Below are 16,344 nucleotides of genomic sequence, written 5' to 3' on the forward strand. Positions count from 1 at the left end.
GGATCAATGGGGTCAGAGTTGTTGATTTACCGAATATTGCTAAATAGATAAAAGTTAACTAGATTTTAACTATCAAATAAGGAGTTTTTGATGGCTAGATTACCTAGGTTAAACTTACCCAATATCCCGCAACATGTGGTACAACGCGGTAATAACAGACAAGTGACTTTCGCTACTGACGATGACTATATCGTCTACCTTAATAAACTCAAATCATATGGGATCAATGGGGTCGGATCAATGGGGTCAGAGTTGTTGATTTACCGAATATTGCTAAATAGATAAAAGTTAACTAGATTTTAACTATCAAATAAGGAGTTTTTGATGGCTAGATTACCTAGGTTAAACTTACCCAATATCCCGCAACATGTGGTACAACGCGGTAATAACAGACAAGTGACTTTCGCTACTGACGATGACTATATCGTCTACCTTGATAAACTCAATTCATATGCATTACATCATAAAGTTAGCGTACATGCATACGTTTTAATGACCAACCATGTACATTTACTTGTGACACCTTCAACTGATAAAGGGGTTAGTAAATTAATGCAATCATTAGGTCGTTATTATGTTCGCTACTTTAACTACACATACTCACGAACTGGCACTTTATGGGAAGGTAGATATAAATCAACCTTGGTCGATAACGAATATTATTTTTTATTAGTTAGTCGCTATATTGAATTAAACCCAGTAAGAGCAAATATGGTCGAACATCCAAAAGAATATCCATGGTCAAGTTATCACCATAATGCAATGAGTAAAAAAATTGAACTGCTCACAGAGCATCATGCATATCAGGCACTAGGGGGAAACAAAACAGAACGTAAAGCGGCGTATAACTCTTTATTTGATAATGAAATACCTGTTAAAACCTTAGAAGAAATTCAAAGTTCAACCGATAAGGCATGGGTATTAGGGAGTGATAAATTCAAAGCAGAGGTTGAAAAGTTAACAGGACGGAGAGCTTCACCACTTCCCAAAGGTGGCGATAGAAAATCAAAAACGTATTTAAAACAGTGTTAATCTTTGAAATCAACAACTCTGACCCTATTGGTTTGTTGTGAGGCTAATGGTGGTAAATGGGAAGTCGGAGACGCTTAATTGTTATAACTTTACTCAGTGTGATTTTTGCAACAAGATTGATTTTGTTTACCTGTATATAAGGCATTAATAGTCATTAATGCTTGCTGTAATGGTTCACAAATTAAGTGCAAACACGTAGAATTGCAGACGTATTGATGCCAGAGAAAGTTATGCTCCAAGCCATTTCAAAAACATTTTTAATAGCCGCCTTATTGTTTGCCTTTGTTGGCCAAGCAACAGCCGTTACTATTTTTACCCCATGCAATAACTCAACTGAGCTTAATGCAAATGACTTAAGAACTAACACCCAAATAGAAACACCACTGGTTGAGATTGGAAACAAACTCGACAGTAACCAAGATGATCATTCTGATGACTGTTGTGATCCCGACTGCTGCGATCTCGATTGTTTATGTGCGGTTAATGGTTGTTCATCTGTCACGTACATGAATGTTGATCTCGTTAGCCATAATGTTATTTTAACCAGTGAATTAGTTCATCTCCACCAATCGCAACAGCCTCATTTTATTCATACATTAGTTTACCGACCTCCCATTTTTACCGCATAAAATTTAACGCGGTTATTCCAGCGTTCTAGTTCCAATTTTCTAGTTGAACAGCCTTAAATGCTGTTCAAACGTTACCTAATGTTCGAGATAAAAATGCAAAAAAAATATGTAAACATAGTCGTAGCCGCAATGTTAATTCCAGCACTCATTCCAGCGATAGCACTGGCTAATAATGATATACATGAGCAGAGGAACCAAAAAGCGAAGCAATTGGTTAAGCTCAACAATAAACTGCCAGAGCCGCAGTCTTCTGAGCATAAAGATCAGCATGATGATCAAGAGGTACACCATGATCAAGAGCACCATGATGCAAAAATAGAACGAATTCAAGTTCAAGCATCGCGTTTAGGGCGTATAGACACTGAGTCTGCAACCCGCACAGAAATAATAGATGGCGAAGAGATCCAAGAGAAAGCGTTAATGCGTCCGGGCAATATCTCTATGCTTGTAGCAGAAACTGGAGGCGTAAGAGTACAAACTACTTCTCCAGCGTTAGGCAGTGCTAACATAAAACTACAAGGTTTATATGGTCGTTATACTCAGTTATTAAGTGACGGTTTACCGCTATATGGCGGGCAAACAGCTTCAATTGGATTGTTGCAAATACCACCAACAGATTTAGCCAATGTTGAAATTATCAAAGGTTCTGCATCTTCAATGTATGGAGGCTCTGCACTTGGCGGAGTGATTAACTTAATCTCAAGAACCCCCTCAAACAAGAGTGAAGGTGAGGTGTTAGTCAATGTCACCTCTAAAAACGGCCAAGATATTACGTCATATTTTGCTACGCCATTAAATGAATCTACCAGTGCATCAATAACCGTAGGTGCGCATCATCAAGAGTCGCAAGACCTAGATGACGATGGCTGGATTGATATGGCCGGATATAAAAGAGCTACGGTTCGCCCTCGTATATATTGGCAAGGTGACAGTGGGGAAAACTTATATGTGACTTTGGGAGCAATGTCAGAGCAACGAACCGGCGGTACGTTGGGGAATTCAACTATGCCAGATGGTAATGCGTTTGTTCAAACACAAGATTCTTTAAGAACCGACATAGGGTTTATTTTTGATAAACCTGTTGGGGAAGTGATGAACATTAACGTGCGTGGTTCAGCCATGGATCAAGCACATGAACATATATATGGCACTATGTTTGAAGATGATAGCCATCAAAGCCAACTGATAGAATCAAGTTTGTCGGGTTATACAGATAAAACGGCATGGGTTGTCGGGGTTGCGTTCCAATCTGAAAAATACAACTCGGACACCTATCCAATACATGATTATTCTTATCAAGTACCCGGGATATTTTCACAACTCGATTACGAGGCAAGTGAAGAAGTGTCATTGTCTTTAAGCACGCGTGCCGATTGGCACAGTGAATATGGCACTCAAGTGAGCCCACGTATTTCTGTGTTATATAAACCAGACGATTGGACAATTCGCGGTTCTTACGGCAAAGGATTTTTTGCCCCAAGCCCATTTATTGAAGATATTGATGAAGCCGGACTGTCTCGTCTTGCGCCAATTGAAAATTTAAACGAAGAAACCGCATCAACCGCATCGATGGACGTCAGTTATGTGTTGGGAAGTGTAGAAACAAGCATGACCCTGTTTGCCTCCAATGTTGAAAATGTCACTGAACTTGAAGTGTTAAACAGCTTAAATACTAGCCAAGATAACACGTTAGATAAACAAGTTCGTATTGTGAATGCACAAGGCGAAACGCAAATTAGAGGTGCTGAACTATTATTGCGTTATCGTTGGCAAGATATTAAGTTCACTGGCAGTTATTTATATACAGATGCAAGCAAATTGGATGACACAGGGGTAAGTCGAATACCGTTAGCACTGACGCCAAAATACTCTGCTGGTGGCGTAGTTATGTGGGAACAGCATGGTCGTTTTATGGTTGGCTTTGAAGCCTATTACACAGGAACACAAGAACTGGAAAACAATCCTTACCTACAAAAAAGTAAACCATATTGGCATTTAGGTTTGTTAGGGCAAATAACCATTGGCAAGATTAGTTGGTTTGTTAACGCCGAAAACCTATTAAATATACGACAAACCAAAGACTATTCTTTGTTGTTACCAAGCCAAGCACCAAGTGGTCGATGGACAACTGATATCTGGTCAAGAAATGATGGTTTTACTGTTAATGCTGGCTTTAGGGTTAAGTTTGGGGAGTAGGATTAAGTTTTTGGAATAGGGTGATGTTAATTTTTAGTAATCGCTGAAAAAAATGAGAATCTCTTAGTAGTATTTATAAAGGCTCCTTATGGGGCCTTTGTCGTTTTTAATGTCGGTTCCAGTTACTCATATTAACATCGTGTAATATCGGTCTGGAGTAATAAATACAACTAACTCGTAATGCGGTGTACCCATTTATTCGGTTTTGAATTGCACCAAGACTAAAGACCGTGCTGCTGATACAGAATATGACCTAATGTAAGATTGTTAAAGTTATTTAAGTTGTTGATTTTAAATGGGTATTTTTATTTTCAATTATTAATGATAAAACGGTTGCTGTCTAACTAATATTGAATAATAATTGCGCGCTTTTTTAATCAAGCAAGACGATGGTTGACGCCCTGTCAAACCGTGAACTGGAGTAAAACATGAGTGACTTATTCGGCATTGCCATTTTGATATTCTTTGGTGCCTTGTTTGCTATGTCAGAGATTTCCATTGCTGCTTCACGGAAAATCAAATTAAGAGTTATGGCCGATGAAGGTGATGACAAAGCCGAAGCCGTACTTCGCTTGCAAGAGCAGCCAGGTAGTTTCTTCGCTATGATCCAAATCGCCCTTAATGCCATCGCTATTTTAGGCGGTATCATTGGTGAACAAACCTTAACCCCTTATACATCTGAGTTAGTAGCACTGGTGTATTCTGGGCCTATGGCTGAGCAAATTAGTTTCTTGTTGTCGTTCTTAGCCATCACATCGTTATTCATATTGTTTGCGGACTTATTGCCAAAACGCATCGCCATGATCATGCCAGAAGTTGTCGCGGCAAAAGTTGTTGGGCTGATGAACGTTATCACCTATGCATTAACGCCGCTGGTAATGCTATTCAATAGCATCACTAATTTAGTATTACGTATTTTTAAGATGCCTATGGTACGAGAAGACGTGGTTACTACCGAAGACATCGTTGCCATGATGGACGCGGGGGCTGAACACGGATCGTTACAGCAACAGGAATACCAACTGCTAGGCAATGTGTTCGAACTTGAGGGCCGTACCTTGCCAACTGCAATGACTACACGAGACGCCATCGTCTATTTTGACATTAAAGATGACAGCGAAACTATTAGTGCCAAGATTTTAGAGCACCCGCACAATAACTTCTTAGTGTGTGACGGTCAGTTGGATAGAGTTGTTGGTTCGGTCGAGTCGAAACAGATTTTACGCCAACTGCTAAAAGGTGAATCTGCTCATTTGAAAGACAGCATGCTCCAAACTGAACTGTTTTACTTACCAGAAACCCTAACACTGTCGGAAGCACTTAACGAGTTTAAATCTGCGATGCAGCCTTTTGCTATCGTGGTTAACGAATACGCTATGGTAGTTGGTTTAGTGACGTTAAAAGACTTGATGAGTAGTTTTATGGGGGACTTAGTGACCATTCACGGCGAAGAGCAAATAGTCCAGCGTGATGCCAATTCTTGGTTAGTGGATGGCGTGACGCCGATAGTCGACCTAATGAAGTTGTTAGATATAGATGTATTTCCTAACGATAATCAGTATGAAACCCTTGCCGGATTCCTGATCTATACGATGAAACGTCTACCAAAACGCACCGATTATGTGATCCACGACGGTTATAAATTTGAAGCCATAGATGTAGATGGCATCAGAGTCGAGCAGCTGTTAGTCACACGCCTGAGTGAACCTACGGCAGTAACAATTGAGACAAACGAGGGTTCTTAAGCCTTTTTAGTAAAACGGACACATAAATGTGTCCGTATTTATGTGAACGCTCAAGTTTCACCTTCTCAACGCTTTCTCGTTATTCTAATTGAGAACAACATCCCTTATTCGGCATCCTATTCAATATGACGTTAAAATTTGTCTTGCGCTAGCGCGATTTTCCTGTGATTGACTCTGGTCATTGGCAAATGCTTTTAGCGCATCTTTTATAGTTGAACCTTTGACATTGGATTGCGACAGAGCCATGATGGCACTGGTTTTAAGGACATTATTTTGTGTCTTTAATGTGTCAACTATACATAGTAATTGATGCTCATCTTGAGCAAAACGCGCTATTGCAAAGTAGCTATTGCTGCGAATTGATTCATTTGGGTGCTTACATAAAGGTTGCAAGGCTTGGGCAAGTCGGAAATAAGAATCCTTGGAAAATGATTGTGATTGTAATAAGCCAAATACATTATCGATGACTTGTTCATTACTCATAACATCGAATAAATTAAATAGAGCAATCAGTAACGCTTCCTTTTCGTCTGAGTTATTTATCTTCCTGCTTGAGATCATTTCTAAACCGATCAACTGGTCGTTTGGTTGTTTGGACGTCAACAACATTAGAGCGGTATTAGTTACTTTTTTACTTGGGTTTAATGCTAGATCTGGCAAAAGATACTTTGCAAATAATGTGTTGTTGGGACTTTGTTGCAAAGCATTTAAAACTAAAGTAAGTACTTGTTCGGAATGACACGCTTGTTGGTTTAACTTAGTCGCTATTTTCCGGGCGTGTTGTATGTCTTGATAATTAACACTGGTTGCTTTTTCTAACAATAAAGTCAAATCACCAGAGTTGGTCGCCCTAAGAGAGCTTGAGAATAGTAATACAATCAAAGACGTGGCAATTATTATAGTTTTGATCATGATGCTCCGTTCTAAACTTAGATTGAATTGGAATGTTGCCGACATCATAGTGTTAATGGATTGATGTCGGCAAGGATAAATGATCACCCTGCGTTCCAAGAAAGTGACGAACGATAACTTTCCAGTACGCTTAGTTCACTGGAAGATAAGCTAAATCGTTTTAACGAACTTGCTGCCATTGCCCTTACTTCTGGCAAACCATTCATATTTTTCACTTCGTTTAACAACGCATATTTTAAATTGTCTCCTCTTACTGTGCTTTTTTCAATGGCCATGGCCGCACTGATCTTCTCGTCGATGCTTCCTGATTGCATTGCATTTAATAAAGGGGTTAGCTGTTCTTCATTTTTTGCTTGTTTTGCAATAGAGAACAGACTTTCACTGCGGACCGATTCTTCCGGATGCTGACTTAACTCTTCTAAACGAGTTAATATCTCTCTGTTTTGTTCACTTGAGATCAGCATGTCTGGCATTGCTCTCATCGCCGTTTGCAGTATTTGCGGGTCGGCAGTACTGTCATGCAGTGAATCTAATGCAATGTTCATGGTTTCTTGGTTGGCAACGCCCAAATCGGCTAGTAACTCCAATCCTGTAAGTTTGTCATTTCTATCATTTGATAAAGCCAACTCCTGAGCAAAAGTTTCAACTTTAGGGTCTTTAATTTTGGTTAAAATTTGCAGTAATTCATACTTTATATCTTCATTATCAATCTGCTGTTGAAACGAAAATAACAACTGATCCAATATCTCATTATCGCCTTTTGCTAAAGAAAGAAGAGTTTGTTTGAATTTTGCAATACTCTTAAAGTCTTTATTGGAAATTAGCTCAGGTAAAAGTTGTAATGATGCTATAGCTATTTCAAGATCATCATTAACCGCATTGTAAAAAATACCTTCAGGAGCCATTTCATTGTCTTGTTTTACGCTTGTCTCTTTGGCTTTAGATTTACTGCTGTTAATCACCGTTTGGTGAGGTCCTGCCATGATTTGTTGTTTGCTTTGATTATGCTCAGCCAATATAGGCTGCTGAGTCAATACCTCAGAATTATTGGTTGAGTTAGTACTTGCTAAAAAATAGCCCCCGACTGCGCCTACTAACGCAGCAATCACCAAAGGCCCTAAAGCCTTTGGTGACAACATATCAAACAAACTAGCCATTAGTTAGTCGACGCTTCCATTATGGTTTGGAATTTCTGAGCGTAGCCTTGAATAAGTGAGGCTTTGTCAGTGCCGTTAATAACACGACGAGCATTCCAGTAGTCGGTCGTACCAGAATAGATGTATTGACCAATAGATCGACCAGTGAAAACACCATTAAATGACCCATATGACATGACTGTGTATGCAATGTCAGGATCCAAAGCTAACTCTGGGTTTGCATATAAATCAACGTTAATACCCAAAATGCTATTTACGTGTGGTGTCATATTTGTGTAGTTCCAGTCATGAGTTAGCTGTACATAACCACGGCCTTTATAAGTACAACCGCCACTATAATTCACACAGTAAGTATTTCCATATTCAGTTATTGGCATATAGGTATTGGCAACTTCATGTTTTACCGTCGCCCATAAATAAGCCATTTGACGTTGGTAAACCGTTAAATTGGTGTACGCGGCTTCTTGGTCATTTTCCATATTGGCAATCAAGAAATTCATACCGTCAACTTGGCTTTGAGACATGCTGCCAAATTGCACTCGGTATTCATCAAACCAATCAGTAGCATTAATGGTCCTAACGGTTACTGGTGGTGGGATGTCTAATACAATAGTATCTGAAACACTTTCAGACACACGACCTAATGAATCTTTTACTCGATAATATAAGGTTTTAGTTCCGTTACCCGCAGATAATGAGAAACTAGGGTTAGCAGTGTACGTGACCCAATTTGCATCAGAAAAATCGGACAATTCACTCATCATAAATTCGGTTGCGCTCCCATCATTGATGGTTGCTGAAATATAAACAAACTGATTATCAGTTGAAGTATCATCATTATTGATTACAAAGTTTGAAACCGAAATTGGTGGAGGAGGTGTGTCTTCCGTGGTGTCTAAATATGTGGAATAGCCCCAGCGCAATTCACTGTCAAAGTAGATCTGTTCCCAGCCAGAAGATGTATTGCCTGCTAATACCCATAAAGAGTCTTGCGGCACTGTGCCGGCAATACTGTAGCCAGAGCCAGCTCCCGTACGTATGTTTAACGTACCAGCCGTGACTTTTGCACAATTTGCTGTGATTGAATTGGTGTAAGCTGCTGCTGAGATCCAACGTTTTGAGCCATCAAACCAGATCTCTGCCCAGTCGCCCGTCGTGTTGGTTTTTACATATTTTTCGCCTGTTTGAATACTGCCAACAATTGAGTTTCCTGTGCTAGGACCTGTTCTCACATTTAAAGCTGAAGCTGTAACCTCTATAGAGTCACATGTTCGCGCGGCGTTGGCACTAAATCCAGTTGTCAGCAATAGACTTGCTGCAATAAAGGATAAGTCGAGTTTTTTTTTCATAATAATTCCTAATTTTATATTGTTATTGTTATTTATGTCCCTGTTAAATGAGCTTGTGGCATTACATTTAACTGACTTTTTAGGATTCAAAAAACTAAATCAGCAATTCATCTTTATATTAATTTCCCTTTTATTCTTCCTTTCCCTTTATTACATATCTAGACACAACATGTACGTATAACGATTCGATTGACCAAAATATAAAACAAAAAGTCGATAGTAAAATGAGCAACATGCTCTAATCATAAGTTGAAGAACTTATAACCAGAGTTCAATGAGACAATCGAACTCAGAGCCAAAATTAGGGTATTAATTGTACAAACTCTCGCAGAGGATAAGTATTTTTTGTGCAAATTTTGTGCTGCCGACCATTATTACAAGTAATGAAATGTATAAAGTATATTAATAACAATAACTTGAAGGTTTATTTGGATGGGATGAAATTTTTATCTAATAAAAGTATCGAGTCGCAAGTCTGGAATATTAAATTTCAATGTTTAATTTAATTGGAATAATTAATTGTATTTTGCTTGTTAATTTGAAATAGTTGAGTTTGTAATGCTTTTAACTCCTCCTACCGAATCTTTGATACGGGCAGCTATAAGAGAAATATCGAATGGATAATATGAAACAACTGATTAAACAATTTTCTGCTTTAATAACGCTAAGCGTTATATTAACGGGTTGCGTTAGCTTGCCTGAACCTGTCTCTCTTACCGATGAAGAAGTAAGTATTGCTGCTAAGGTTGGCATTACAGAGCAGCAATTTAGAGTGATTAAAACGTCTCAATTATATCAATTGTCACCTCGTCAGACGGATCAATATTTACGGATATTACATGAGCAAGAGCCTGATTTACGCAAGCGGATCGGCAGAATAGCTGAAAAAAACATTGGCCAACCATACGAGTTATATCTATTGGGCGAAGCGCCATTTGAACCTTATGACTCGCAACCTCTTTTTGAACTGAGTAAAAGTGATTGTGTCGTTTTTGTAGAACATACTTATGCCATGGGATTAACTGATAATTGGGGCGATTTTTTTAAAACTTTACAACACATTCGTTACAATAACGGTGAAGTTGGAGTCGTAACACGTAATCATTTTACTGAATATGATTGGAATAGAAATAACAATTGGTTGGTAGAAGATATCAGTGCAATTGGTGGCGAAAACACAATAAAAACCTATGAACAAACAATCAATAAAGAGCGCTTTTTTGCGAAACAGTTTGGTATCAATGTACCTCAAAATAATGTCAAAACGGTTGAAACTTATGTACCCAACGAACATATACCTGCTATTGCTCAATACCTCCAAACCGGCGACTTTGTTAACTTAGTAAGAAGTACAGGTAAAGGAGCTTGGGTAGGGCATGTTGGCATCATTAAAGTGGAAGACAATGGTAAAGTAAATGTCATCCACTCTGCATCCCCGGCAGTGCGTAAAGAAGGCCTGTTGGAAATGGCAGAATCGTTTTTAGCTGAGACCCCAGAACGCTTTGCTGAAGGTAGAACGGCAACCGTAGGTTTTAAAGTCCTTCGATTACATGAAACTGCAAATGATAATTTGAAAGCCAAATTTGATGGTAATGTGCCTCCTATCATGATGTTAAATCGAAAATATGAATACTTAACAAAAGAACAAGTTAAGAATAAGTTAGCACTAATGCGTGAACAAGCTAAAAAAGCCCAGATAGAAGAGACTTTAGAGGAATCTGAGTAAAGTGATACCAAATAACCAATCAGGTAATGGTTGAGAAAATTGGATAATATAATCGGCTCTAGGCGGTTAAAACCAAGTATTGTTTGGTAGGTGAGAGACGCCTGATAAGGCTAGTTATTTAGTCGTATTGCGGGAGGTCAGCCGCACACATATTTTAGCTATAAATAGATTATTCCTTGAGCGTGCACCAGCTCAAGGAATATTAGCTCTATATAAAGAGTGCGGTGATTCTGTGTAATGTGTGCGTAAAATATAGTGTTTAGTGACTTTTAGCTTTCATCGCGTCTGCGATGGCTGGAATATCTTCAGCATTGGCTAAATAACGAGGTTCAATTCGTCGTTGTGATTGCTGCTCATAGGCGTAAGCAAACCCAAGCAGGTCGGCGTCGGTAAATTTAGTTCCAATAAAAGATACACCCACCGATAACGCATTGATATCACCCATAGGGACAGTCACATGAGGATAACCTGCTTGAGCTGCATAAGAGCCAAATCCAGGCCAGCTATTTGGCCAAACATCTCCGTTAATAGCATCAACTCTTGGCACGACAGGACCTGAAGGGGCAATAAGTACGTCGACGTTATGCTCTGTTAATAGTTTATCTACCCCGTCTTCGCGAGTTGCTTTTTGCACCCTAGCAACAGCCGTTTTATAAGCCTTACTTTCAAGTGCGTCCATGGATTGTGATGAAACAAAAATACTTTGGTCAAACAAAGCCAGTTCAATATCTGAATTGGCTTGGTTAAAGTCAATGAGTTCTTGTAATGTTCTAACGGGTACTTGTTGAGAAGACGTTGAGGCAAGATATGTATTTATGCCATCCTTAAACTCATATTTTAGTAAGTCATAACTCATTTTTCCTAACCCCTCTGGTGCTTTGGGGCGTTGATCAATGTTAACTAAAATGGCTCCAGCTGCGACTAAATCGGCTAAGGCAGTGTCAAAGCGTTGTATTATTTGACTTGAGGAGCCTTTGGCAAAATTAAGCACCCCGACACGTACGCCTTTAAGTGCGTTAGCGTTTAAGCCTGACGTGTAATCAATATCAGGCGTCGTCGTCGCCATGGCATTCATTAACATGGCTGCACCTTTAACGGACTTAGTCATAGGTCCTGCCGTATCTTGTGATTCAGAAATAGGAATAATGTGCTGCTGTGGAACAATACCCACAGTAGGTTTGAAACCGACAATACCATTGGCATTGGAGGGACAAATAATAGAGCCGTTAGTTTCAGTTCCCACAGTACCCGCAGCTAATGATGCAGCCGTTGCGGCACCAGATCCTGAACTTGATCCACAAGGATTTCTATCAAGCATATGTGGATTTCTAACTTGGCCACCCAATGCAGACCAACCGCTCATAGAACCTTCAGAACGGAAATTAGCCCATTGACTTAAATTGGTCTTACCCAGAATTATTGCTCCTTGGGCACGTAAACCTGCCACTAATGGACTATCTCTATGGGTAATATTATCTTTTAACGCTAATGCACCTGCGGTTGTTGGCATGTTATCTAACGTTTCAATGTTGTCTTTTAGTAAAATAGGAACTCCATGTAATGGCCCTTTAATTACCCCATTTGCACGCATGACATCTAGTTCTTTAGCTAAAATTAAAGCGTCAGGGTTAACATTAAGCACAGCCTGCAAACGTGGCCCTTGTTTGTCGATAGCTTCGATACGATCAAGGTAGAGAGTAACCAGCGCTTCAGAGCTAATTTCTCCATTATTTAACGCTTCTACGATCTCAGGTAACGATTTAGAGATGATCCCTTTTGCTTGATAATCAACAACCGATGGTGATGTTTGTTCCGTTAGTACACTTTGGTCAGATGGGGAACAAGCACTTAGCGAAAGCCCGGTAGTTAAGGCGAGTATAAGATGTTTTTTCATTGTTTTTATTCACATTAGTTCAACCTACAAGAGCGACTACATTATGGAGATATCAATATCATTGCAAGATGTAATAAGGTGAATAAAGCTATAAGCTGGAAGAATGGCTTCGCCATTAGCTGGAAGGAATAGCAAAGGCAGGAGAAGCTAGTTGCGAGAGTTCAGCTTCGAGTTAATTGAAAAGCGATCACTTTTCTGCACCTAAAATGAGTTTACTTATAACGTGAATATAAAATCAATGACTCAGCCCCATTGTTTTGGTTATTTCTAGGATGAAGGTAAAGTTACTTCAGGTGATTTTGGGGTAGCTGTGATTGACCTAAGACAGCCACGATCAAGATAAAGTTGTCTTCTTTGGTGAAGTAAGCCGTGTGTTTTCCAACAGGGAAATATAAGCCATTTGGGTAGATTTCATCGCAGCCTCTTCCTATCTCCGGGTTATCGGCTAACATCTGAAATACTGATAGCAGAGTATTCTTGTAGTTGTACCACTGCAACTCCGAGTAATTTTCAACGGTGTAGGTTTTTATTTTTCGTAAGTGAGACTGCGCTAAGTTACTTAACTTATATTTATTCTTTTGCATAAGTTAGTTAAAGCGAATTTAGAAAGTTTTCGCCATCAACAGCGTTTCCATTGTTTAAGTCTTCCTTAGCTGACTTGAAGCAATGCTTAAGGTATTCTACCTTCATCTCTTCCAGTTCTTCAAAATCTCTAATAGACATGACAACGACAGTATCTTTACTGTTTTTGCTGATTTTCACTGGCTCACGTTGTGCGCTTAAAAGTAGCTCGCCAAAATTTCGTTTGGCATCATTCGCTGTTAATGTATGCATGGTCAGTTCCTTGTTGAGTCTAGAGTTAGATTATAATGCGTCGCATGAAATATTCAATTTAATTAAATCGTGCGGTTTGTGCGGAATCCTAACTAACAGTAACTTCAAACTCACTATTACTCAAAAGTGAGTTTACAAGTGTTTATTGAACATTTCAGCACGGGACATCCCCAACAAAAAAAGCCTAGATTATATCTAGGCTTTAAAATAATCAGTTGGTTTAAGCTGTGTTTTTACATTTCAAACAATACTGGGTATTTAAGGTGTTGGTTATCGTAATACACTGAACGTTGGTATAACCATTTCATTTTCTCGTCTGAACCTTCGGCAAATAACTCTTCTAGTGAGCCTGCTTTTTTCGATTCAACTTCGGTTACTTGTTTAGATTTTACTTCGCCAAACTTATCAAAAAACGCCTGTTTTAATTTAGGGTCGTTATTTAACATTTTATGGGCCAAAGGGATCATGGCGTAACTTTCAATGTATTCCGTTTGTTGGAACATTTGGTTAAAGAAGCCCCATTTAAAGTATGAATCTGGTGCTCTTGGGTCTAATAAGGTTACGGCTAATGTACCTAAATTTTGTTTGGTGGATATTTTTATTGTGCCAGCCGGTAAGGTTTTGGTTACTTTATTGGTATCAAACTTAGCATCCGCGGTTAAGTGGCCTTCAAACGGTACTTTGCCAAAACTGTAATCTTTAGCAGTTAGTTCTGTGACTTGTAGCTTTAATGGGTGTTTTAACGTTTTGTATTGAATGCCTTGATTGGTAAGGCGTTGTATAACCTCTAAGTGTTGCGGGGGCACGTAATAAAACTCAGGTACTTGCACTTCAACGCTTGGCTTTCTGGCCCAGAAAATTGGAAGTTTGTTGTAGGTTTTTGGTTTGCCTGTCCATTTTACGTATTTAATGCCAGTTAACTTATCAGTGGCTTGTTGGTATTCCATACCTTGAAAGTCCATGTATTCTGGATTTTCAGTGTCCGCAGACCAAGCCAGTGGCAAGGTTTTATGTTTTTGTTTTATGTCTTTTTCTGTCGCAGCAATAAGATCATCACCATCTGTGGCAAGTTTATGTATTACCGTTTCTAGGAAAACATAAGTGCCTAAGACACGTTGGAAATAAGGTTTTAACGAGTGATTCTCAACTAAGATAGTAGGCAAGTGGCGGGCGTCGCCCCAACCGTTGCTGTATCTAGGGCTGGCTGTCCAACCAAATAACCCTTTAGCAAAATCTTTATTGTCGATACCAAAGGTAAGTGGTCCGCCTAAATGCCCGTTTTTCTTTAACTCGCTGTTTATCACAGGTGTTAACTCAGTGTCTAACCACTGACTTATGTTAGGTGAATAGGCATGTTCGCCGTTGTAACCATAAGTAATATCGTATTGATAATCTTCACCGTCGGTAACATGAATGTCTAAATATAAAGTAGGTTGCCATTTATTGATGGTGCTGATCAAAGCTTGCATCTCTGGGGTGTCTGCTTTGGCAAAGTCACGATTAAGATTTAAGTTTTGTGCCGTTGTACGCCAGCCCATATTTGTTGGACCACGTTGATTTACTCGGTTATGTGGGCTTGAACGTTCGTGCCCGTCAACATTGAAGATAGGAATAAAAAGTAAATTTACCTTGTCTAACAAGTGGCCTTTACCGTTTTTGCTGATGTCACGTAACAACATAAAACCAGCATCTTTGCCGTCTATCTCACCGGCATGTATGCCTGCTTGAATAAACAAAGTTGGCTTTTTATTTTTTTGTAATTGCTCAGGTGTTTTAGCGCCATCTTTGGAGGCGATTAACATCCAAATATCACGATTTTGTGGGCTTTTACCAATTGAGGTTAAATTAAACTGCTTGTCTGACTTGGCTAACGCTTTAATGTACTTAATACTTTGATCATAATTTGGTGTAGATAACATGTTTGATTTTTCAAACTGCGTCTGCCATTTATCACTTTTATCTTTAACGAGTTCTAAGCTTTTTCCTTGCCATTGTTTGATAGGGGGCAAGAGTGTTGGGTCGGCTTGTACGGTATTAGTTTGCATAACAAAAGAGAGCGAAAGCACACTTAATATTAACAATTTACTTTTCATTGGGAAGTTTCCACTGAGCTAATTTATATGGATATATAAGATAAACGTTACCTTAACTGGGATTAATTTTATATAGCTACAGACAGTTGTTGAAATTATTTATAACTAAACGATAATATCCGCATAAATTCAGCCAGGTTAGGTATTCAAATGGCCCAAATGTCATTACAAGAGCAGCTTTTGCAAGCCGGTCTTACAAACGAAAAAAAAGCGAAAAAAGCAAAAAAAGCCAGTAAAAAAACGCGCGACTTAAAACGTGAAGTTAAAGCCGCAACCGAAGAGAAACGTTTGGCTCAATTAGCGAAAGACAAAGAGTTAAATGAGCAGATAAAACAACAAGCTCAAGCTAAAGCAATTCAAGCGCAAATTAAGCAATTAATAGAAATGAACATGTTGGATACTAGCCACGGAAATATTGCTTATAACTTTACCGATGGTACTGCGGTTAAAAAACTTACCGTGTCGGATAAAATCCAACGTCAACTTGCAAATGGCTTGTTAAGTATTGTGCGTTTTGGTGAAACTGGCACTGACGATTACGCGGTAATTCCAAGCGTAGTTGCTGAGAAAATAGCATTACGTGATGACTCTGTTTTAGTATCACAAAATGAAATTCAAGAAGTTGAAGAAGATGACCCTTACGCGGATTATGTCATTCCTGACGACTTAATGTGGTAATACGGTTTTACTAACATTTAACTCATAGTGAATTAAAAAGGTTAATGTAGATATACATTAACCTTTTTATTTTTCTTCATGCTTACAGCTTACAGCTTA

At 39.0% G+C, this 16,344-nt stretch carries 14 protein-coding genes; 7 read left to right on the plus strand and 7 right to left on the minus strand.

Going from position 1 to position 16,344, the window contains the following annotated elements:
• Positions 1-90: 90 nt before the first annotated feature.
• From KO505_RS01065 to KO505_RS01085, 5 genes are all read left to right on the plus strand, one after another.
• Entirely contained in the window at positions 91-285 is a 195-nt protein-coding gene (locus KO505_RS01065; protein WP_252731579.1) for a hypothetical protein, read from the plus strand.
• A gap of 39 nt (positions 286-324) precedes the next feature.
• The gene (locus KO505_RS01070; RefSeq protein WP_216053591.1) at positions 325-1,032 is read left to right on the plus strand and encodes a transposase; all 708 of its coding nucleotides are present in this window, start codon (positions 325-327) and stop codon (positions 1,030-1,032) included.
• 185 nt (positions 1,033-1,217) lie between these two features.
• The gene (locus KO505_RS01075; RefSeq protein WP_216053592.1) at positions 1,218-1,661 is read left to right on the plus strand and encodes a hypothetical protein; all 444 of its coding nucleotides are present in this window, start codon (positions 1,218-1,220) and stop codon (positions 1,659-1,661) included.
• Positions 1,662-1,754: 93 nt separating this feature from the next.
• Positions 1,755-3,857 carry a TonB-dependent siderophore receptor gene (locus KO505_RS01080; protein ID WP_252731580.1) on the plus strand — a complete coding sequence of 701 codons (2,103 nt, stop codon included), beginning with the start codon at positions 1,755-1,757 and terminating at the stop codon, positions 3,855-3,857.
• A gap of 428 nt (positions 3,858-4,285) precedes the next feature.
• Complete coding sequence (locus KO505_RS01085) at positions 4,286-5,602, plus strand: hemolysin family protein (protein ID WP_216053593.1); 1,317 nt, start codon at positions 4,286-4,288, stop codon at positions 5,600-5,602.
• Positions 5,603-5,722: 120 nt separating this feature from the next.
• Here KO505_RS01085 and KO505_RS01090 read toward each other — a convergent pair whose 3' ends face one another.
• From KO505_RS01090 to KO505_RS01100, 3 genes are all read right to left on the minus strand, one after another.
• On the minus strand, positions 5,723-6,514 hold the full coding sequence (locus KO505_RS01090) for a hypothetical protein (RefSeq protein WP_216053594.1): 792 nt from the start codon (positions 6,512-6,514) through the stop codon (positions 5,723-5,725).
• A gap of 83 nt (positions 6,515-6,597) precedes the next feature.
• The gene (locus KO505_RS01095) at positions 6,598-7,671 is read right to left on the minus strand and encodes a hypothetical protein (protein WP_216053595.1); all 1,074 of its coding nucleotides are present in this window, start codon (positions 7,669-7,671) and stop codon (positions 6,598-6,600) included.
• Positions 7,671-9,020, minus strand: coding sequence for an SH3 domain-containing protein (locus tag KO505_RS01100; RefSeq protein ID WP_216053596.1), 1,350 nt, complete (start codon positions 9,018-9,020; stop codon positions 7,671-7,673). Before KO505_RS01100 ends, KO505_RS01095 begins: the two co-directional genes overlap by 1 nt.
• Positions 9,021-9,636: 616 nt before the next feature.
• On the opposite strand from KO505_RS01100, the gene KO505_RS01105 reads away from it, so the two are divergent.
• A complete protein-coding gene (locus KO505_RS01105; protein ID WP_216053597.1) occupies positions 9,637-10,746 on the plus strand; it encodes an N-acetylmuramoyl-L-alanine amidase-like domain-containing protein in 1,110 nt (369 codons plus the stop codon).
• A 259-nt stretch (positions 10,747-11,005) separates the two neighbouring features.
• Here KO505_RS01105 and KO505_RS01110 read toward each other — a convergent pair whose 3' ends face one another.
• The 4 genes from KO505_RS01110 to KO505_RS01125 all read right to left on the minus strand — a co-directional run bounded on the left by KO505_RS01110 (position 11,006) and on the right by KO505_RS01125 (position 15,567).
• Positions 11,006-12,640, minus strand: coding sequence for an amidase (locus KO505_RS01110; protein WP_216053598.1), 1,635 nt, complete (start codon positions 12,638-12,640; stop codon positions 11,006-11,008).
• 284 nt (positions 12,641-12,924) lie between these two features.
• Positions 12,925-13,224: a type II toxin-antitoxin system RelE/ParE family toxin gene (locus KO505_RS01115; RefSeq protein ID WP_216053599.1), complete on the minus strand. Its 300-nt coding sequence runs from the start codon at positions 13,222-13,224 to the stop codon at positions 12,925-12,927.
• A 7-nt stretch (positions 13,225-13,231) separates the two neighbouring features.
• On the minus strand, positions 13,232-13,474 hold the full coding sequence (locus KO505_RS01120; RefSeq protein ID WP_216053600.1) for a type II toxin-antitoxin system Phd/YefM family antitoxin: 243 nt from the start codon (positions 13,472-13,474) through the stop codon (positions 13,232-13,234).
• 233 nt (positions 13,475-13,707) lie between these two features.
• Positions 13,708-15,567 (minus strand): M14 family metallopeptidase, encoded by a 1,860-nt coding sequence (locus tag KO505_RS01125; RefSeq protein ID WP_216053601.1) that lies wholly within the window; start codon positions 15,565-15,567, stop codon positions 13,708-13,710.
• A 150-nt stretch (positions 15,568-15,717) separates the two neighbouring features.
• Here KO505_RS01125 and KO505_RS01130 point away from each other — a divergent pair, with 150 nt between their 5' ends.
• On the plus strand, positions 15,718-16,245 hold the full coding sequence (locus KO505_RS01130) for a DUF2058 domain-containing protein (RefSeq protein ID WP_216053602.1): 528 nt from the start codon (positions 15,718-15,720) through the stop codon (positions 16,243-16,245).
• Positions 16,246-16,344 lie beyond the last annotated feature (99 nt).

Source organism: Psychrosphaera sp. F3M07 (genome assembly GCF_018860345.1).
Classification (GTDB): Bacteria; Pseudomonadota; Gammaproteobacteria; order Enterobacterales; family Alteromonadaceae; genus Psychrosphaera; species Psychrosphaera aquimarina.